This is a genomic window from Jeotgalibaca sp. A127, from assembly GCF_052266745.1.
Taxonomy (GTDB): Bacteria; Bacillota; Bacilli; order Lactobacillales; family Aerococcaceae; genus Jeotgalibaca.
This window is the reverse complement of the sequence record NZ_JBQPRC010000004.1, coordinates 180,335-200,250: the sequence shown is the minus strand read 5'-3', so window position 1 is coordinate 200,250 and position 19,916 is coordinate 180,335. Positions and strand designations below refer to the sequence as shown.

General features: G+C 40.7%; 15 protein-coding genes, 2 pseudogenes, 1 riboswitch and 1 other annotated feature. Of the genes and pseudogenes, 15 read left to right on the top strand and 2 right to left on the bottom strand.

All coding sequences use genetic code 11. From position 1 onward, the window contains the following. Positions 1-164 precede the first annotated feature (164 nt). From parE to ACTVAI_RS06495, 12 genes and pseudogenes are all read left to right on the top strand, one after another. On the top strand, positions 165-2,228 hold the full coding sequence (gene parE / locus ACTVAI_RS06550; RefSeq protein WP_443486204.1) for a DNA topoisomerase IV subunit B: 2,064 nt from the start codon (positions 165-167) through the stop codon (positions 2,226-2,228). Beyond that, entirely contained in the window at positions 2,228-4,699 is a 2,472-nt protein-coding gene (gene parC, locus ACTVAI_RS06545) for a DNA topoisomerase IV subunit A (protein WP_443474339.1), read from the top strand. The genes parE and parC overlap by 1 nt, the downstream gene beginning before the upstream one ends. A gap of 183 nt (positions 4,700-4,882) precedes the next feature. Further along, positions 4,883-5,050, top strand: a pseudogene (locus ACTVAI_RS06540) (hypothetical protein); the annotation flags it as partial. Then, on the top strand, positions 4,984-7,212 hold the full coding sequence (pflB, locus tag ACTVAI_RS06535; protein WP_443486203.1) for a formate C-acetyltransferase: 2,229 nt from the start codon (positions 4,984-4,986) through the stop codon (positions 7,210-7,212). The pseudogene ACTVAI_RS06540 and the gene pflB, both read left to right, overlap by 67 nt. Before the next feature lie 105 nt (positions 7,213-7,317). Further along, positions 7,318-8,079 (top strand): pyruvate formate-lyase-activating protein, encoded by a 762-nt coding sequence (pflA, locus tag ACTVAI_RS06530; protein ID WP_443474337.1) that lies wholly within the window; start codon positions 7,318-7,320, stop codon positions 8,077-8,079. Positions 8,080-8,175: 96 nt separating this feature from the next. After that, positions 8,176-9,105, top strand: a complete 930-nt coding sequence (locus ACTVAI_RS06525) for a manganese-dependent inorganic pyrophosphatase (RefSeq protein ID WP_443474336.1) — start codon at positions 8,176-8,178, stop codon at positions 9,103-9,105. Between the two features lie 59 nt (positions 9,106-9,164). After that, positions 9,165-9,427, top strand: a binding site (T-box leader). A 65-nt stretch (positions 9,428-9,492) separates the two neighbouring features. After that, positions 9,493-9,960: an S-ribosylhomocysteine lyase gene (locus ACTVAI_RS06520; protein ID WP_443474335.1), complete on the top strand. Its 468-nt coding sequence runs from the start codon at positions 9,493-9,495 to the stop codon at positions 9,958-9,960. 12 nt (positions 9,961-9,972) lie between these two features. Continuing rightward, positions 9,973-10,743, top strand: a complete 771-nt coding sequence (locus ACTVAI_RS06515; protein WP_443474334.1) for an SDR family NAD(P)-dependent oxidoreductase — start codon at positions 9,973-9,975, stop codon at positions 10,741-10,743. 13 nt (positions 10,744-10,756) lie between these two features. Continuing rightward, positions 10,757-11,614 carry a MetQ/NlpA family ABC transporter substrate-binding protein gene (locus ACTVAI_RS06510; RefSeq protein WP_443486202.1) on the top strand — a complete coding sequence of 286 codons (858 nt, stop codon included), beginning with the start codon at positions 10,757-10,759 and terminating at the stop codon, positions 11,612-11,614. Positions 11,615-11,672: 58 nt separating this feature from the next. Continuing rightward, entirely contained in the window at positions 11,673-12,167 is a 495-nt protein-coding gene (gene ybaK / locus ACTVAI_RS06505) for a Cys-tRNA(Pro) deacylase (protein WP_443474332.1), read from the top strand. 83 nt (positions 12,168-12,250) lie between these two features. Continuing rightward, positions 12,251-13,069 (top strand): metallophosphoesterase, encoded by an 819-nt coding sequence (locus ACTVAI_RS06500; RefSeq protein WP_443474331.1) that lies wholly within the window; start codon positions 12,251-12,253, stop codon positions 13,067-13,069. Positions 13,070-13,092: 23 nt separating this feature from the next. Next, entirely contained in the window at positions 13,093-13,938 is an 846-nt protein-coding gene (locus tag ACTVAI_RS06495; RefSeq protein ID WP_443486201.1) for a VOC family protein, read from the top strand. Positions 13,939-14,129: 191 nt separating this feature from the next. Here ACTVAI_RS06495 and ACTVAI_RS06490 read toward each other — a convergent pair whose 3' ends face one another. After that, positions 14,130-15,308, bottom strand: coding sequence for an RNA-guided endonuclease InsQ/TnpB family protein (locus tag ACTVAI_RS06490; protein WP_443486200.1), 1,179 nt, complete (start codon positions 15,306-15,308; stop codon positions 14,130-14,132). Between the two features lie 254 nt (positions 15,309-15,562). Between ACTVAI_RS06490 and ACTVAI_RS06485 the strand changes: the two genes are divergently transcribed. Continuing rightward, complete coding sequence (locus ACTVAI_RS06485) at positions 15,563-16,507, top strand: magnesium transporter CorA family protein (protein WP_443474504.1); 945 nt, start codon at positions 15,563-15,565, stop codon at positions 16,505-16,507. Between the two features lie 45 nt (positions 16,508-16,552). Here the strand turns inward: ACTVAI_RS06485 and ACTVAI_RS06480 are convergent, their stop codons facing one another. Further along, positions 16,553-17,179 (bottom strand): glycosyltransferase family 32 protein, encoded by a 627-nt coding sequence (locus tag ACTVAI_RS06480; RefSeq protein WP_443486199.1) that lies wholly within the window; start codon positions 17,177-17,179, stop codon positions 16,553-16,555. Between the two features lie 130 nt (positions 17,180-17,309). Next, a riboswitch (Lysine riboswitch) is annotated at positions 17,310-17,458 on the top strand. Between the two features lie 80 nt (positions 17,459-17,538). Between ACTVAI_RS06480 and ACTVAI_RS06475 the strand changes: the two are divergent. Both ACTVAI_RS06475 and ACTVAI_RS06470 read left to right on the top strand, forming a co-directional pair. Beyond that, a pseudogene (locus tag ACTVAI_RS06475) lies at positions 17,539-19,151 on the top strand (ABC transporter substrate-binding protein/permease). Beyond that, complete coding sequence (locus ACTVAI_RS06470) at positions 19,152-19,895, top strand: amino acid ABC transporter ATP-binding protein (protein WP_443474502.1); 744 nt, start codon at positions 19,152-19,154, stop codon at positions 19,893-19,895. The last annotated feature ends 21 nt before the right edge of the window (positions 19,896-19,916 follow it).

Below are 19,916 nucleotides of genomic sequence, written 5' to 3'. Positions count from 1 at the left end.
TAGTTTACCACTAAAAGTGGCTATTTCCTATTGTATTTTTATTAAAAGCCCGATCCTAAAGCCTTTTGAACAGAAAATTCAGGAAATATCTTTTACATCAAGTTGATTTTAAAGTATTATGGTAGAATGGATGTTCGAGTTCTGTAGAACAAAGGAGTTTAATGATGGTTGAAAGAAAAACGAATCAATACAATGACGATTCAATCCAAGTCCTTGAAGGATTAGAAGCAGTCAGAAAGAGACCCGGTATGTATATCGGGTCAACAGATAGCCGTGGTCTACACCATATGGTATATGAGATTGTGGACAACGCAGTGGACGAAGCGTTATCCGGTTTTGCCGATGAAATTGTTATAAAAATACATGAAGACCAAAGCGTTACCGTCACCGACAATGGTCGGGGGATGCCGACGGGGATGCACCAAAGTGGTATTCCAACTATCCAGGTTATTTTTACCGTGCTTCATGCGGGAGGAAAGTTTGGCCAAGAAGGTGGTTATAAAACATCCGGTGGTTTACACGGAGTTGGGGCCAGTGTTGTAAATGCTCTTTCAGCGTTTTTGGATGTTAATGTAATCCGGGATAAAACCCTTTATACTTTGTCATTTTCAAATGGTGGAAAGCCGAAAGGGAAAATGAAAAAACAACTCAAAGTGAACAAACCCAACGGTTCATCCGTTCACTTTTTACCCGATCCAGCTATATTCGGTAGTGCGCAATTGAATTATGATATTCTGGCTGAACGTATGCGTGAGTCAGCCTTTTTGTTAAAAGGTTTGAAAATCACCATCATCGATGAGCGTCATGACAAGAGTGACACTTTCCAATATCAGGATGGCATAAAAGAGTTTGTTACATACTTAAACGAGGAAAAAGATACATTAAATCCTGTTGCTGCCTTTACAGCCATGGTTGAAGATATTGAAGTCGATTTTGCCTTCCAATATAATGATGGTTATTCAGAAACGATTCTCTCTTTCGTTAATAACGTCCGTACTAAAGATGGTGGTACACATGAAGTCGGTGCTAAAACTGGGATGACCAAAGCATTTAATGAATATGCTCGTAAAGTCGGACTTCTAAAAGAGAAAGAAAAGAATTTAGAGGGAAGCGATGTCCGTGAAGGACTGACAGCCGTATTATCATTGCGTGTTCCTGAAGGCATTCTGCAATTTGAAGGCCAAACCAAAGAAAAACTAGGAACACCACAAGCCCGTGCAATTGTCGATAACCTTATCAATGAACGTTTAAGTATCTATTTGATCGAGAACGGGGAAGTTGGACAAATGCTCGTGCGCAAATCTCTAAAAGCACGGGAAGCACGAGATGCAGCGCGTAAAGCTAGAGAACTAACACGTAATGGCAAAAAACGCAAAGGAGAATTACTCCTGTCTGGTAAATTGACACCAGCACAAGGGAAAAATGCTAGTAAAAACGAATTATTCTTGGTCGAAGGGGATTCCGCAGGGGGGTCGGCTAAACAAGGCCGAGACCGTAAATTCCAGGCGATTTTACCTTTGCGTGGTAAAGTTATCAATACGGAACGTGCCAATATGCAGGACATCCTCAAAAATGAGGAAATCAGCACCATTATCCACACTGTTGGAGCGGGTGTAGGTCCCGATTTCGATATTAAAGATACAAATTACGATAAAGTTATTATCATGACCGATGCTGATACGGACGGTGCGCATATCCAGACCTTGCTATTAACATTCTTCTATCGCTATATGAAACCTCTGCTTGAAGCGGGAAAAGTATATTTAGCTCAACCGCCTTTGTATAAAGTTTCTAAAAAGGTTGGAAAAAAAGAAGTTATGGAATACGCCTGGACTGAAAAAGAATTGGACGATGCCATCAAAAAAATCGGTAAAAACTATATTCTTCAACGTTACAAAGGACTTGGTGAAATGAATGCGGATCAATTGTGGGACACCACCATGAATCCGGAGTCAAGGACCTTAATCCGTGTTGTCATCGATGACAAAGCGACCTTGGAACGACGGGTAACCACCTTGATGGGTAATAAGGTAGAGCCAAGACGAAAATGGATTGAGAATAATGTTCAGTTCTCGCTTGAAGATGATAAGAGTATTTTAGAGGAATCGGATGCGAATGGATCTGATCAAATGAAGAAACACAAACAAGAAGAAGCAGCCGAGCAGTTGAGAAAAGAAGCGGACGAAGCCGCTCAAATGACCTTGGATTTTGAAAGTGGGGAGATTTAATGGCACAGGAGCATGAAATTAAAGAACTCATGATGGAAGATGTGATGGGAGACCGATTTGGACGTTACTCCAAATACATTATCCAGGACCGCGCCTTGCCGGATATCCGCGATGGGTTGAAACCCGTACAACGGCGGATTTTATACGCTATGTACGTCAGTGGAAATACGTCCGAAAAACAATTCCGCAAATCAGCTAAAACGGTAGGAAACGTAATTGGTAACTACCATCCTCACGGGGATTCAAGTGTGTATGAAGCCATGGTGCGTTTAAGCCAGGATTGGAAAATGCGTGAACCATTAATTGAGATGCACGGTAACAACGGGAGTATGGATGGCGATCCGGCTGCTGCAATGCGGTATACGGAAGCGCGTCTTGCCAAAATTTCCAGTGAATTACTGGGAGATATCGATAGCGAAACCGTTGATTTTATCTTAAACTTCGATGATACGGATGAAGAGCCACTCGTTTTGCCGGCTCGTTATCCGAATTTACTGGTCAATGGCACAACAGGTATCTCAGCTGGTTATGCAACGGATATTCCGCCCCATAACTTAGGCGAAGTAGTGGATGCAACCGTTCATTTAATTGATCATCCCAATGCTAGCGTACAACAGCTGATGAAATACGTAAAAGGACCAGATTTTCCAACAGGTGGCATCATCCAAGGGAAAGAAGGACTTGAGAGTGCGTATAAAACCGGGCGTGGGAAAGTGGTTGTGCGTTCTAAAACGAAAATTGAATCGCTTCGTGGCGGAAAGCAGCAAATCGTTATTAACGAGATTCCCTATGAAGTAAACAAAGCGCTATTGGTAAAAAGAATGGATGAAATTCGCCTGAATCGTAAATTGGAGGGTATAGCCGAGGTTCGAGACGAAACAGACCGTGAAGGCCTTCAAATTGTTGTAGAACTAAAGAAAGATGCCAATGCTGAAGGGATATTAAACTATCTATTTAAAAATACCGATTTACAAGTAAATTATCATTTCAATATGGTGGCTATTGATGAATTACGACCTAAACAAGTAGGATTGGTGCAAATACTGGATGCTTATATTAAGTTCCAGAAAGAGGTTATTACCCGTCGTACCGGTTATAATTTACGAAAAGCCGAAGCGCGTTTACATATCGTTGATGCCTTGATTAAAGTAATCTCGATTTTGGATGAAGTAATTGCGTTAATTCGTAACAGTAAAGATAAAAAAGATGCTAAAAATAATTTAGTTAAGACCTATAAATTCTCAGATACCCAGGCTGAAGCGATTGTTTCTTTACAATTATACCGCTTAACAAATACCGACATTGTCGCTTTGCAAAATGAAAAACTGGATTTAAATGAGCAAGTAGCATCTTATCAGAGTATTTTGAAAAATGAGAAAACCTTGATGATGGTTATGAAAAATGAACTTTTAACCATTAAGAAGAAATATGCAACACCACGTATGTCCGCATTGGAAGCTGAAATAGAAGAAATCAAGATCGAGACGCAAGTGCTGATACCTGATGAGGAAGTTTATGTCGTACTGACTCAAGAAGGGTATTACAAGCGAACTAATTTCCGTTCCTTTGCAGCAACTGATGTGGGGGATATTGGCCTACGTGAAGGCGATCAACCGATGTTGGTTGAAAAGGCGTCAACACTGGATGCTATAGTCATGTTCACTAATAAAGGTAGCTACATGCATATGCCTATTTATGAACTTCCGGAATTAAAATGGAAAGAAATGGGTCACCACATTTCCCAATCCATACCATTCGCTACTGGTGAGGAGATTATTAACGCAACGATTGTGAAGCACAATCAACCTTTAACCGATAAACAATCGGTGGTGTTCGTTACTAAAGAAGGAATGATTAAGCGGACACTCTTATCTGAATATCAGACTTTCCGCGGTTATAAACGGAAAAAAGCAGTCGCAATCAAGTTGAAAACAGAAGCCGATACCGTTCAGAATATTCATCTGATTGATGAAACTGAACATAATTTTGAAGTATTATTTGTTACCCACGCCGGATTCAGCTTGCGCTATTTGCTTGAAGAAGTTTCCCCAACCGGAATAAGAACCAGTGGGGTAAAGGCAATCAACCTTCGAATAGATGACCATGTAGTGGGAGCTACCGTATTTGAAGCCGGGGACGATAAACACACCGTTTTAATCGTTACCCAACGAGGTAACGCTAAACGTTTCCGGACAGGCGAAATTTCTCCTCTCGGAAGAGCGAAACGCGGATTAATGTTAATCAAAGAATTAAAGGCGAATCCACATCGTATTGTGTATCTTGATCCAAACCCGGATACGCAATCCACATACACTATTAAAACGACACGTGGAAAAACGAAAGAACTCATGAGTAAAAATATTCCGTATACTCCTCGCTATACAAACGGTTCTGCCATCCTGGTAGAGACCGAAGATGGGCTCGTGTATGGAATCAAAAAGATGTTTCCAATTTCACAATTAGAGGAATAATCCAACTGTATTCATACAACATGAAACAGGACCCATCTGTATTATAATACAGATGGGTCCTGTTTTTTCATGATATGATAATTAATGAATAAGACCTATCATTGAAAACGATTTTTGAAAACGTTGTATTATCAATGTATTAGCGGACATTTACAAAAGAAATGAAAAAAAGAAACAAATTGCATGAAAAGTATTGCACAAGCTCTGAAACGTGTTATAATGAATTCGTTAAAGGTGTTACATATTTCACAAAATAAAAATTATCATTTAGGAGGATTTACGTTATGGAACAATGGCAAGGTTTCAAAGGTAAAACTTGGAAAGAAGAAGTTGACGTTCGCGATTTTATCCAACAAAACTACACAGTCTATGAAGGCGATGCAGAATTCTTGGAAGGTCCTACAGAAGAAACGAATGAATTATGGGATCAAGTAATGGACTTGACCAAACAAGAAAGAGAAGCTGGCGGCGTGTTGGATATGGATACAAAAGTTGTGTCTACAATCGCATCTCACGGTGCAGGTTATTTGGATAAAGACAAAGAACAAATTGTTGGTTTCCAAACAGAAAAACCTTTTAAACGTTCATTGCAACCATTCGGCGGAATCCGTATGAGTGAGTTAGCAGCTGAAGCTTATGGTTATGAAATCGATCCAGAAATTTCGCATATTTTCCGCGATTGGAGAAAAACACATAACCAAGGTGTATTCGATGTTTACACACCAGATATGCGTGCAGCACGTTCAAATAAAATCATCACTGGATTGCCAGATGCATACGGACGTGGACGTATCATCGGAGATTACCGCCGTGTAGCACTTTATGGTGTTGATTTCTTGATGCAAGAAAAATTGAAAGATTATGCAGTAGTGGGTAACGGTACAATGTCAGAAGACATTATGCGTCTACGCGAAGAAATGAGCGAACAATACCGTGCCTTGAAAGAGTTGAAAGAATTAGGAAACATTTACGGTTACGATATTTCCAAACCAGCAACAACTGCTAAAGAAGCATTCCAATGGGTATACTTCGGTTATCTTGCTGCTGTTAAACAACAAAACGGTGCTGCTATGTCCTTGGGCCGCGTTTCTACATTCTTGGATATCTACATCCAACGCGATATGGCAAACGGTACATTGACAGAAAAAGAAGCACAAGAAATTGTTGACCACTTTGTTATGAAACTACGTCTGGTTAAATTTGCACGTACGCCGGATTACAATGATTTGTTCTCTGGAGATCCGACTTGGGTTACCGAATCAATCGGGGGTATGGGTGAAGATGGCCGTACGTTAGTAACGAAAAATTCATTCCGTTTCTTGCAAACATTGAAGAATATGGGGACAGCTCCAGAGCCAAACTTGACTGTACTTTGGTCAACACGTTTGCCTGAAGGCTTCAAACGCTTCTGTGCACATATTTCAATCGCTACTAGCTCAATCCAATACGAAAACGATGATGTCATGCGTCCAGAGTGGGGCGATGATTACGGAATCGCATGTTGTGTATCTGCAATGCGTATCGGTAAACAAATGCAATTCTTTGGTGCTCGTGCAAACTTGGCTAAATCAATGCTTTATGCAATCAACGGTGGGGTTGACGAAGTTACCAGAAAACAAGTTGGTCCTAAATACCAACCAATCACTTCTGAATACCTTGATTTCGACGAAGTAATGGAAAAATATGACTTGATGAACGAATGGGTAGCTGAACTCTACATCAATACTTTGAATGTTATCCACTACATGCACGACAAATACAGCTATGAAAACTTGGAAATGGCATTGCATGACACACACGTAATGCGGACTATGGCTACAGGTATTGCTGGGTTCTCAGTTGCCATTGATTCACTTTCAGCGATTAAATATGCGAAAGTTAAACCAATCCGCGATGAAGATGGCATTACTGTAGATTTCGAAATCGAAGGCGATTATCCAAAATACGGTAACAATGATGACCGCGCTGACGAAATCGGTATCTGGTTATTGAAAGACTTCATGAGTAAAGTTAAGAAACATAAAACTTACCGTGATGCAAAACATACCACTTCAATCCTTACAATCACTTCTAACGTGGTTTATGGTAAGAGTACTGGTGCAACACCGGATGGCCGTAAAGCAGGTGTACCATTCGCTCCAGGAGCGAACCCATTGCACGGACGCGATACACACGGCGCTTTGGCAAGTCTTTCATCCGTTGCTAAAATTCCTTACAAATATTCATTGGATGGAATCTCAAATACATTCTCTATCGTACCTAAAGCGTTGGGCCGCGAAGCAGAAGTTCAAGAAGAAAACATGTCAAACATGTTGGACGGATACGTACGTAAAGGCGGTCATCACTTGAACGTTAACGTATTTAACCGCGAAACATTGTTGGATGCTATGGATCACCCAGAAAACTATCCACAATTGACTATCCGTGTATCTGGATATGCAGTTAACTTCGTTAAATTAACACGCGAACAACAACTAGACGTTATCAACCGTACAATGCACGAAAGTATGTAATAAAAATTGAATGCGGAGGCTTCGCCTCCGTTTTCGACTAAAGGGAGAGAAAATTCTCTCTTTTTGGTCGGAAATATAGATAAAGCTATGGAGGAGAAATGACTTATGACAAACCCAATGACAGGTTTTGTACACTCAACTGAGAGTTTTGGTTCCGTGGACGGACCTGGAATCCGTTTTATCGTTTTTATGCAGGGATGTCGTATGCGTTGCGAATTCTGCCATAACCCAGATACGTGGAATATTGGTGGTGGACAAGAAATGACGACAGATCAAGTTCTTGACATGGCTCTGCAATATAGAGAGTTCTGGGGAGAAAAAGGTGGTCTCACAATAAGTGGTGGTGAACCATTGCTCCAGATAGATTTTATTATCGAACTATTCCAAAAAGCTAAAGCCATGGGTGTTAATACAGCGCTGGATACATGCGGTCAACCTTTTACATATGACGAGCCATTCTTTGGTCGCTTTGAAGAATTAATGAAAGTAACAGATTTGATTTTGATGGATATTAAACATATCGACCGTCAAAAACACAAAGAATTAACGATGTGGCCAAATGATAGTATTCTGGAAATGACCGAATACTTATCAAAGATTGGTAAACCTGTCTGGATTCGTCACGTACTAGTCCCAGAAAGATCGGATTATGATGAATATTTAGTTCGTTTGGGAGATTATATTTCAACTTTGAAAAACGTGCAAAAAGTCGAAATTCTTCCTTACCATAAGATGGGTATCTATAAATATGAGGCATTAGGGATTCCTTATAAGTTGGAAGGGATTGAGCCGCCAACACAGGAACGTGTTGAAAATGCCCGCAAATTATTGCGTTGTGACGAATATAAAGGATACTTGCACGCTTAACAGTGCCATTAAAAAGGAAAAAGGCGAAATTTCGTTGCCCTTTTCCTTTTTTTTTAATATCATAAATACAGATAGATAGATGAAAGAGGGGCAATTATGGAAAAATTATTAGTATTCGGACATCAAAATCCAGACACAGATGCAATCACATCAGCAATCTCATTTGCTTATTACTTAAACGAAATCGGAGTTGAAGCAGAAGCGGTTGCGTTTGAAGGTCCTAGTGAAGAAACGGCCTTTGCTTTGAATCATTTCAACTTTGAGGCACCACGTGTGGTTAATACTGTATCAAATGAAGTTTCAGCCGTTGCGCTTGTGGATCATAACGAGTTCCAACAAAGTGCATCTGATATTACAAATGTTGAAATTAAATATGTTATTGATCACCACCGTATTTCAAATTTTGAAACGGCTAATCCTTTGTATTACCGGAGTGAACCTGTAGGATGTACAAATACAGTTATCTACAAAATGTTTAAAGAAAAAGGGATCGAAATTCCTGCAAAAATTGCTGGTTTAATGGCCTCAGCCATTGTTTCTGATACTTTGTTGTTCAAATCACCAACATGTACCCAGGAAGATATTGACGCAGCTAAAGATTTAGCGGTAATCGCTGGGATTGATTTAGACAGCTATGGTATGGATTTGTTGAAGGCTGGAACAAACTTGGACAGCAAAACGAGTGAAGAGTTATTAGGCCTGGATGCGAAAACTTTCCCAATGGGTGACAAATCAGTACGTGTAGGTCAAGTAAACACGGTAGCTATTCAAGACGTTTTAAATCGTCAAGAAGAATTAACTAGCTTGATGGCAGCGCAAAATGCTGCCGAAAATTATGATTTATTCGTCCTGATGATCACAAATATCGTGGACAGCGACTCTACTTTACTTGTTGTCGGAAATGGTGCAGACAAAGCAGAGGCTGCATTTGACGTTGTGCTGGAAAATCAAACGGTCTTCCTGCCGGGTGTTGTTTCCCGCAAAAAACAAATTGTTCCTCAATTAACTGAAGCTTATACAAAATAAGTTTGACAAGCCACTTTTTCAGTGTTATTCTAGATTAAAGTTAAATGAGAATAATGAGAACAAACACATTGAAAAGGAAAGTATATTTTACCAGAACTTTGCAGAGACCCTCGGTAGGTGAGAAGAGGGAAGGGAAGTAAAATAGAAAATGGCCTTAGAGTGGAGTTGCCGAATATTCATTAATATAAGGTAGCTACGGGGATGCCCGTTGCAGCATCGAAGTATTCAAGGTTTATTCCTTGAGCACTTGACGAGGTATTGTCCGTGAGGGCAATACGAACAAAGGTGGTACCACGTGAAGATAAAATTTCCCGTCCTTGAAGAAGCATTAATTTGCTTCTTCAAGGACTTTTTTTGTTTATAAATAATATTCGGAGGATGATAAATATGGCAAAAGTTGAAAGTTTTACATTGGATCATAATTTGGTGAAAGCACCTTACGTTAGGATAGCGGGAATTGAGCATAACCAGGGTAGTACAATACAAAAAATAGATTTACGTTTTTTGCAACCAAATCAAGATGCTTTCCCCACAGGAGCTTTACATACATTGGAACATTTACTGGCCACCTACTTGCGTGACGAATTACCGGGAATTATAGATATCTCGCCAATGGGCTGCCGAACAGGATTCTATTGCATTAAATGGGATGAGGCAACTGCAGAGGATATTGCTGTAGCATTGGAAAAAACATTGAAAAAAGTGTTGGAAACAGAAACTGTTCCATCGGTAACAGCCAAAGAATGCGGAAATTATCGGGACCATAGTTTGTTTGCTGCCAAAGAATACACCCGATCAGTGTTGGAAAAAGGAATTAGCCGTGATCCTTTTGAAAGAATATTCACTGAAGGGTAATGGGTCCGAAAAATGATAACTATCGATTTAACCAACAAGGTTGCCCTCGTAACGGGCGGAAAAAATGGTATCGGCGAGGCAATTGTTTCGGTTTTGTCTGAAGCTGGAGCTTCTGTCGTTTCCATTGATTATGCCTATCCTGAACCGTTCCAAATAATGCAGGGACAGATAATACAGGCGCAAGTTGATGTAGCTAATGAGCATTCGATAGATATGTGCATCCAAAATACTCTGGATCATTTTGGCAAAATAGATATTTTGGTTAACTGTGCTGGGATTTCAACCATGGATGTGGTGGTGGACAGTAAGCTAGAAGACTGGGATAAGGTTTTTGCAATTAATTCCCGTGGCGTTTATCTATTTTCAAAAAAAGTTGCGAAGTGGATGAAAGATAATAAATCAAGTGGCAGAATCATTCAAATCTCTTCCCAGGCCGGAAAAAACGGCTATGTGGGGATGGGAGGATACGTGGCATCCAAACATGCCGTTATTGGTTTAACCAAGACCATGGCCAAGGAATTGGCCCCTGATGACATCTTGGTGAATGCAGTTTGTCCAGGAATTGTTGAGACAGCAATGAAAAAGAGAGAACGGGTCGAAGGTGGGTTAATCAGGAACATGACTGCAGATGAAATATACGCTGAAGATTGTTCACAAGTGCCCCTTGGAAGAACCGCAAATCCAGATGAAGTTGCCCATGTTGTACTGTTTTTGGCTAGTCACCTCGCTTCATACATGACGGGGCAAGCTATAAATGTGACGGGTGGCATGACAATGCACTAGGAGAGGATTATATATGAATAAAAAACAGTGGCTATTGGGATTAAGTTTAGCGGGCGCAAGCATGATTCTAGGCGCTTGTACGGCAGGAAATGCTGAATCAAAAGAAGCAATCAAGAATGAAGTGATTACAGTTGGCTCACAATCGTCGGATGCTGATATTTGGCGTTATATTGCTGATTCGGAGGCAGCGAAAGAAATGGGCATAACTCTGGAAATTGAAGAAATAGATGGGGGCCCCCAATTAAATATGGCGACAGTTGATGAAGAGGTAGACGTGAATGCTTTCCAATCGTGGGCTTATTTGCAATCATTCAATGAAGAATCAGGTGATCAACTTACTGCTTTTGCAACGACCTATCTCGAACCAATGGGAATCTATTCTTCGCAGTATACGTCACTGGATGAATTGCCCAATGGCGCTGAAGTTGCCATCGCTGACAATCCTTCCAATGCCTCAAGAGGCTTATTACTTTTACAAGCAGCGGGATTGATTACATTGACGGAGGATTTTGATTCATTCGGCACTCCTTCCGATATTATCGAAAATCCCCAAAATTTGGTATTTACTGAAATTGATGATACGACTGGACCTCGGGTATTACCGGACGTAGCTATTGCCCTTATTAGTAACTCTATTGCTTTGGAAGGTGGATTGAATGTTCTTGACGACTCCTTATTTTACGAAGAAGTCTCAGAAGATACAAAACAAAATGTAAATATTTTAGTGACCCAGCCTGAAAAAGCTAATGATGAAGCTATTTTAAAACTTGGAGAAATTTACCATAGTGAAGAAGTCCAAGCCTATATAAAGGATGAATTTGGCGGGACGAAAGTTCCAGTTCAGCTTGAAATAGAGGAGCTAGAAAAATAAACGTGTTAAAATGGGAAGAAAGGGAAACCTTTCTTCTATTTTTTTTGAGGTGATTGAAATGGCTAAAAAGAAAATCAATAAAACGAATGCTATCCGGATGGTAGAACAAGCCAAAATTCCTTACCGGCTTCATGAATATGCATGGCACGAGGATCATTTGGATGCACGCACAGCAGCAAAAAATGGTTCTCTACCGATTGAAAAAGTATTTAAGACATTACTGATTGAAGGGAATAATACGGGACCTATCGTCGTTTGCATTCCTGCTTTGGCAGAAATAGATTTAAAAGCTTTGGCGAGTGCAAGTGGCAACAAACGAACCGAGTTATTACCGCTGGGAGATTTAGAAAAAACGACAGGCTATATCCGTGGAGGGACTTCGCCGATTGGAATGAAGAAACTTTATCCAACTTTTATCGCCCAAGAAGCAGAAGGGATGGAAACGATAATTGTATCTGCAGGTAAACGCGGAATGCAAATAGAGTTAAACCCGTTGGATCTAAAAGAGCTGACAGAAGCAAAATTTGTGGCAGTCACGGCAAAAATAAATTAAAATGATAAAATTTGAATAAAAGTATTCCAAATTCGAGACAATGTGATATACTATATTTAAGTAAGCTGAAGGAGGCGGTTCGATTGAGATTCGGTGTTTTATCAGACCTCCATATTGATATAAACGAACGAAAGTTGGCACCCGGGCAGACATATGACCGTTTATTAGCAGATTATCTCTATAATCATGAAATAGACGCTTTACTCCTGGCGGGAGACATCAGTTCAGATTACCATGATTCCTTAGCTTTCCTCGACCGCATGAAAGAACACCAGGTTTCAAAAATATTTTTTGTTCCTGGTAATCATGATTATTGGTCTATCCGTAATAAAGAGACGGACACCGGGAAAATCAATCAAATCTTCATGGACCGGGATGAATCGCTCGTTGGAAGACCCTTCATTATAAATGATGGATTTGCAATTGTAGCTAATCCCGGTTGGTATGATTACGGTTTTGCGAGCAACAAATATACGCTGGAAGAATTCGAAGCGAAAAAATTACGTGTTGGCGGCTGGAATGACCGACTATACGTCCATTGGGGCCAGTCGGATCAACAGGTGGCTGAGGGGATGTTGCATCAAATTGAAGACGACATTACCCAGGTTTCAGGAAGAGAAATTATTCTGATGACCCACATTGTGACGCATCCACATTTCACAGTTCCGCTGCCTAATCGGGTTTACGATTATTACAACGCCTTTCTGGGTAGTAAAAGCTATATGTCTTTATATGATAAATATCCTATTACAAAAAGTATCATGGGACATGTCCACTACCGTAAAATATTGAGCGAAGATGCTATCACTTACTACTGTGCTTGTTTAGGCAATGGTCGTCATTGGTGGACCGATGATCCTTTGTCGGAATTGGCATATACGATTGAAACATTTAATATATAACATTATTGGAAAGAGGTATTCGAATGACAGAAAAAGATTGGAAATTAGGTAAAGTAGTGCTAAAGGTTAAGGATTTAGAAAAAATGTCCGAGTTTTATCAAAAGGTTGTAGGTTTGACGGTATTGGATTCAAAAAGGAAAGCCATCACCCTTGGATTGGAATCTACTAAGGAACCATTGGTGGAACTCGTGCAGATTCAACCCGATGCAACGAAGACACTTACAGCAGGATTATTCCACTTAGCGCTATTATTGCCATCTAGACAAGATTTAGGAGAATACCTATACTACTTGTTGGTGAATAAATATCCACTGGGTGGTGCAAGTGACCATGGCTACAGTGAAGCGCTTTATTTTAACGACCCTGAAGGTAACGGGATTGAAATTTATGCAGATAAACCCGAATCAGAATGGGACAGACGTGAAAACGGTCGTATCGAAGGAATCACGATTCAAATGGATGCGGAAGGCGTGCTTGGAACTGTCAAAAAACAATTTACAGGTATGCCAGCCGGAACGATTATGGGGCATGTCCATTTAACAGTCCATGATTTACCTGGAACAGAAGATTTCTATACGAACATTGTTCCATTGGGCTTGAAGTCTGATTACTTCGGCCAAGCGAAATTTTTCGCATCCGGGGATTATCATCATCACGTTGGTTCAAACACTTGGGCAGGTAAAAATTTACCTGAACCACGCGAGAATCAATTAGGTTTGGCCTACTATGAATGGTTGGTCCCAAACCAAGAGGAAATGGATGCTTTGTTAAGTCGTTTGAAAGAAAAAGACTACACATACAAAGAGGATAATGGTGTCATTATCTTGAAGGATAACAGCGGAATTGAAATGCATATTTCTATCGCTTAAATGAACACTCCCCCACTTAAATCCTGACGGATTTTGAAGTCGGGGTTTCTTTTTGTCTAAAGAGACGCTGCAGCGGGACTCGACAGTTGCCGAGATGCTTCCATTTGGGAAGTGGCTGTTTCTTCTCTCCACAAAAAGCAACGCAAACAGTTTTTACTGTTTGTGGGCGGTGACGCGCCATCTACTACTCCCTAACATGGTCGTAGATACTTTGTCTGTTCCGCGACTGCCCACGGCAGGAAGTTCCCGTACAGTGTCTTGCTGAGGATGTTCTTGGCTCCGTGAATGTCGCGGTGGCTGGTGTAGCCGCACGCACAAAGGACATTGCGACCGGTATGTTTCTTGCGGTTGTGGCAAACAGGACATGTTTGCGTACTGTAGGCTTCGTCCACCTTTTGGATGGCGATGCCGTTGGCTCTGGCTTTATACGTCAGGTAGCTCATCAGCTTGTCGAAGCTCCAATTGGACAGCTTTTGCGTCACTTTTTTTCGTTTCTTCCCTTTGGTGTTGCGTTCCACGCCTTCTACATCGCCAACGTAGACCGTCGAAACCTGCTGTGCGACGCACCAATCCACAAAGTTTTTGGTTGTCTTATGCAGGGCATCCTGCAGCTGGCGGGCGCTCTTGGTGCGGACGAAGTTTTTGGCTTTTTGGTATTTCTTCCACTGGCGCGAGCCTTTCTTGCACTTCGACTGCAGCCGTTGCAGTTCAGCCAGCTTCTTGTTGCGCAATTGGTGGATACTGCGTGCCTTGCGTCCGCTAATCAGGACGGAAGAACCGCCTTCCGCAAAGGAAGCAATACTGTGGATTTCGCCCAAGTCAACAGAAGCCGCCTGTTGTTGCCCCAAGGGCGGATTTTCTATCCCATCGTCGTAATTAACGGACAAATAATAATGGGTGTCGTGGCATAGCTCCACTTCCTTGATGGTTTCGACAGGAATGCCGTCTAATCCGGATACCCGCAACTTCAGTGGCGGTTGTCTTTTTCCGTTGCGGATGCCCAATGAGAGGGTGACGACATTACCTTCTATGGAAAAAGCCTGTCCGACCCATTTGGTGTTGAAGAAAAACTTCTCCTTGTAGGGGTAACGGACATTCTTGCGCCCTGCGGTTTTGGCTTCCTTCGCCGCCAGACGGGCGTTCAAGTATTTGTGGGCGACGGCTTGGATGCTTTGACTATGCAATGCGACCGTTTGCTTGGTTTCGCTTTGCAGTTGCGTCTTGCCTATCCACTTGCCGGTGGCAAGATGATGTGCCTTGGACTTCCGCAAGCACAGGTTCCACACTTCAGCGGAAGCTTTGTTGCAGGTATCCAATGCCGGTTTCAGCTTCGCTTGATTTCGAATCAACAATCGTTTTCCGTGGTACATAAAATTTCCTCCTTCCTTGATTATAAGGATATTATATAACATGCCTTCGTCTTAAATCGATTTTTATTGACGTAAACAGGAACTATCGTTCCCCATTGGGGGAACCGAAATTCAGCTCCCGCTTTCACTGGTGCCACGCACCCAAACGTTTAGAAGCGGGAGACTTCTTTCGGAAGCCGTTAAAAGTACCTGTCATGAGACGGGTACTTTTTTGTGATATACTCAAAGCAAATAACAATGATAGGGTGGGAATCATGAAGAGTTTTATTATTGGAGAAGATAATCTTTACCAAGAAATTTCAGATTATAAAAATGCTCAATGGTTGCATTTTGAAAGCCCCCTTGAGGATGAAATCCATTTTTTAACTGATGAGTTGGGTATACCTCAAGATTTCATAACAGATGCGTTTGATTATTATGAAGTACCTCGCCAAGAAGTAGCAGAGACGAAGTTTGGTGATAAGATTTTATTATTATTAGTTTTGTATCCTCACACCAAAGAAGCATTTGATACCTACCGTTCATACGAGACTTTACCGTTAGCCATTATTCTTATCCATAACAAAATCATAACGGTTTGTTCAAGTGATGTTCCTTTCTTGGAGAGGGTTTACACTAACCAGTTAGACAAAGATTGGTACGGCTCACATATTGTTTTGGATATATTATGGGAATTGACTGATTCCTACTTGGAAAAAATATCCGATATTGATAAAACGATTGATGACATGGAACAAAATATCGTTGATACGACTAGGAATGAAGCATTTTACAAGTTGATTGCTATACACAAGAACCTGGTTTACTTTGAAACAGGAATTTTGGAGAACCATCGTATCATAAAAAATTTAATGGATCGTGACATTTATTCAGAGGATGCCAAGGGTAAAACATTATTGCATGATATCAAGGTCATCTCACATCAAGCTTCAATAATGGTTAAAGAATCAGCGGAAATGATCGATCACTTAAGTGAAGTCTTTTCCAGTGTTATTTCAAACAACCTGAATAATATTATGAAGTTTTTGACTTCATTTAGTATTGTATTGACGATACCAACCATTATTGGATCTTTCTGGGGAATGAATGTATTTTTGCCCATTGAGAAACATCCATTAGCATTTATTTTTTTGATTGGCCTATCAATTTTAATCAGTGTTGTTACCTTCCTTTGGTTGAAGCGAAAAGATTATATGTAAACACAAAAAGCTATGCTGCCCCATTCTCGGGACAACATAGCTTTTTTATAACCAGGAACCAGAATAATGATGAATGGCATAAGTATCTTTAGTATCGTTGATTTCTCGGGTCCAATAACTCTTTGGCGAAAAATAAACACGGGGATAGATAGCAACATTCATAATTTCCTGGTATTCGTTATTTAATTCCAAACCGTTCTCCTGAAAAATTTCGGTGATCCGATTAACGTTTGTTTTTTCATCCAGGGTTCCATCGGGATTCTTAAAATGCCGATTCTCATAATCCGCAAAAAGAAGCTCAAAAGTAGGATGGTGGGGAACGGTTGCAATTAAGGCAGTAGAAATTGTTGTCTCAATTTCAAACCCCATAAAAGCATCATGGTTCAGAAGTGGGTCAAGAGGTTTAATAACTTCGACATCTGTATCCATATAAATGCCCCCGTATTCTTTCAGTGCATATAGACGTGCCACATCCGAAACAAAAGCCCATTTACTTTCTAAATATGCCTCTTTTACATAATCCCCCATGTTATGTACATCAAAAGTATCTTCATTCCAGATCATTATTTCATAATCAGGACAGTACTTTTTCCATGTAGCCATCATTTCTTTGGTTTGCTCACCCATCTTGTTGCCTCCAAACCAACAGTAGTGGATAATTTTTGGTATCATAGCATATTCCCCCATCTCGTGATTTTATTATAATGGAAGGCAGACTAATTAACCAATTATTAGAATTAAATGATATGTCTTGTTGACATTAAAAATAAAGTACGCTATAGTTACTGGCATAACAAAGAACAATATGAACTAGAGGTCGCGAAAACCATCAGTAGGTCACGAAAGGGGAATTCGCCGAAGTATCTTATAGGATACTGGGGTCATGCTGAATAAGTATGATACTGTCAGAATATAATGCCCAATTATATTCATCGATGCGCTGTTCATATTGGGGCAAAAGGACGGTAAACCGTGAGCCTTTTGCTCACGGTTTTTTTGTTTGTATTTTTTATAAGAGGAGCGGAATAACAATGAAAAAAGGATTAAGATTATTAAGTTTAGTATTTGGTTCAGCATTGGTGTTAGCTGCATGTGGCTCTGAAGGAAATGAAACAACGTCCGAAGGTACCGAAAATGAGCAATTTGTAGTAGGCATGGAAGCTGCGTATGCCCCTTATAACTGGACCCAGACAGGCGACGCTAATGGCGCTGTCCAAATATCAGATTCCCAAGAATATGCTGGGGGATATGATGTTGAAATTGCCAAAAAAATTGCCGATGGCCTCGGTCAGGAACTCGTTATCGTAAAAACGGAATGGGACGGTTTGGTGCCAGCACTTCAATCGAAAAAAATTGATGTAATTATTGCCGGAATGTCCCCTACAGAAGAAAGAAAACAGACAATCGACTTTAGTATCCCTTATTTGGAATCGCAATTGGTAATGGTGGTTGCAGCCGATGGGGATTATGTAGATGCTACATCATTGGCTGATTTTTCTGGGGCGCAAATAACAGCCCAGTTGAACACGTTCCACTATAATATGATTGATCAGATTGAAGGTGTTGAAAAACAATCGGCGATGGAGAATTTTTCTGCTATGCGGGTGGCATTGCAATCAGGTGTAATTGATGGTTATGTATCTGAACTACCAGAAGCAATCAGTGCTTCCAATGCAAACGAAGATTTTACCTATATTGAATTTGAAGATGGTTTTGAAACGAATCCGGAAGATACAACAATTGCAATCGGGGTTCGAAAAGACGAAGCCCAATTAGAAGAAATAAATAGTATTTTGGAAACAATTTCTGCAGAAGAGCAACAAAGCCTGATGGAAGAAGCAATCTTGAATCAACCGGCTGCGCAGTAAGATATGGGAGTGAAAAATTAGTGGGCCATTTATGGGACATATTTATAAATAATGCGCCTCTTTTTCTAAGAGGAGCCTGGGTGACGATTTACATTTCAATGATCGGAACCGTAATTGGAGTAGTAATTGGAATGGTACTGGGTATCGTCCGTACAATACCGCAACCTGATAAAGGAATTAAACGTTACTTTTTAAAGTTGATACATTTTATATCAACGTGTTATATTGAGCTTTTCCGTGGAACACCAATGATTGTTCAGGCAATGGTCATTTATTATGGATCTGCTTTAGTATTCGGTTGGGACCTTAATCGTACAAGTGCAGCGATTTTCATTGTTTCAATCAATACAGGTGCTTACATGACTGAAATAGTACGTGGAGGTATTGTCTCAATCGATAAAGGTCAATTTGAAGGAGCAGCTGCTATTGGCATGTCCCATTGGCAAACTATGCGTGTTGTGGTTATTCCCCAAGTATGGCGAAATGTCTTGCCGGCAACAGGCAATGAATTCGTAATCAATATTAAGGACACTTCTGTATTGAACGTTATCTCTGTTACAGAGTTATTCTTTCAAACTAAAACAGTTGCGGGAATCAATTTTGACTACTTTGGTCCTTACACGGTGGCAAGTATTATGTATTTGATTATGACTCTGACTATTACCCGTATCTTGCGCCGCTTTGAGCGTAAACTTGATGGGGCAGAGAATTACCAACTCGTGGGTGGTAATCCAAACCAAATCCAGTCTCCTAAACAAAATAAGGGGGTGGGCTGATTGGGAACAGTCTTAAGCATCAAGAATCTCAGCAAAAAATTCGGTGACCGAGAAGTTTTAAAAGACATCAGTTTTGACGTACAAGAAGGAAAGGTAATCTGCTTGATCGGTTCATCTGGTTCCGGTAAATCAACGTTACTGCGTTGTTTAAATCTGTTGGAAAAACCTACAACTGGAGAAATTCATTATCGGGATCAAAACGTGTTGGATCCAAGTCTGAACCTGTTCCATTATCGTTCTAAAGTCGGCATGGTATTCCAGCAATTCAATTTATTCAACAATCTGGATGTTTTAACAAATTGTACAACCGGCCAAATCAACGTTTTAAAAACAGATAAGGAAGAGGCAAAGAAACGAGCTATTCATTTCTTGGAAGAAGTTGGTATGGAATCCTATATTCATGCCCGACCGGCTCAATTATCGGGTGGTCAAAAACAGCGGGTTGCGATTGCACGGGCGTTGGCAATGGAACCAGACTTACTGTTGTTTGATGAACCAACATCTGCCCTGGACCCAGAAACGGTCGGGGAAGTGTTGCGGGTCATGAATCAATTGGCTGATAGCGGATTGACGATGGTTGTTGTGACCCACGAGATGCAGTTCGCACGTGAAGTTGCCGACCATGTCATCTTTATGGACCAGGGTGTCATTGCCGAAGAAGGATCACCAGATGATATTTTCAATAACCCTAAAGAAGAACGAACAAAAAATTTCTTAAGTCGGGTATTGGCAGAACACAGATAATTTTAAAAAACTTCCCAGAAA

Bases quoted from the DNA above. Each gene is read 5' to 3' on its own strand.
- ACTVAI_RS06495 (WP_443486201.1), top strand. From the start codon at position 13,093: ATGACAGAAAAAGATTGGAAATTAGGTAAAGTAGTGCTAAAGGTTAAG.
- ACTVAI_RS06480 (WP_443486199.1), bottom strand. From the start codon at position 17,179: ATGATACCAAAAATTATCCACTACTGTTGGTTTGGAGGCAACAAGATG.
- ybaK (WP_443474332.1), top strand. From the start codon at position 11,673: ATGGCTAAAAAGAAAATCAATAAAACGAATGCTATCCGGATGGTAGAA.
- pflB (WP_443486203.1), top strand. From the start codon at position 4,984: ATGGAACAATGGCAAGGTTTCAAAGGTAAAACTTGGAAAGAAGAAGTT.
- ACTVAI_RS06510 (WP_443486202.1), top strand. From the start codon at position 10,757: ATGAATAAAAAACAGTGGCTATTGGGATTAAGTTTAGCGGGCGCAAGC.
- parE (WP_443486204.1), top strand. From the start codon at position 165: ATGGTTGAAAGAAAAACGAATCAATACAATGACGATTCAATCCAAGTC.
- ACTVAI_RS06515 (WP_443474334.1), top strand. From the start codon at position 9,973: ATGATAACTATCGATTTAACCAACAAGGTTGCCCTCGTAACGGGCGGA.
- ACTVAI_RS06485 (WP_443474504.1), top strand. From the start codon at position 15,563: ATGAAGAGTTTTATTATTGGAGAAGATAATCTTTACCAAGAAATTTCA.
- pflA (WP_443474337.1), top strand. From the start codon at position 7,318: ATGACAAACCCAATGACAGGTTTTGTACACTCAACTGAGAGTTTTGGT.
- ACTVAI_RS06490 (WP_443486200.1), bottom strand. From the start codon at position 15,308: ATGTACCACGGAAAACGATTGTTGATTCGAAATCAAGCGAAGCTGAAA.
- parC (WP_443474339.1), top strand. From the start codon at position 2,228: ATGGCACAGGAGCATGAAATTAAAGAACTCATGATGGAAGATGTGATG.
- ACTVAI_RS06525 (WP_443474336.1), top strand. From the start codon at position 8,176: ATGGAAAAATTATTAGTATTCGGACATCAAAATCCAGACACAGATGCA.
- ACTVAI_RS06520 (WP_443474335.1), top strand. From the start codon at position 9,493: ATGGCAAAAGTTGAAAGTTTTACATTGGATCATAATTTGGTGAAAGCA.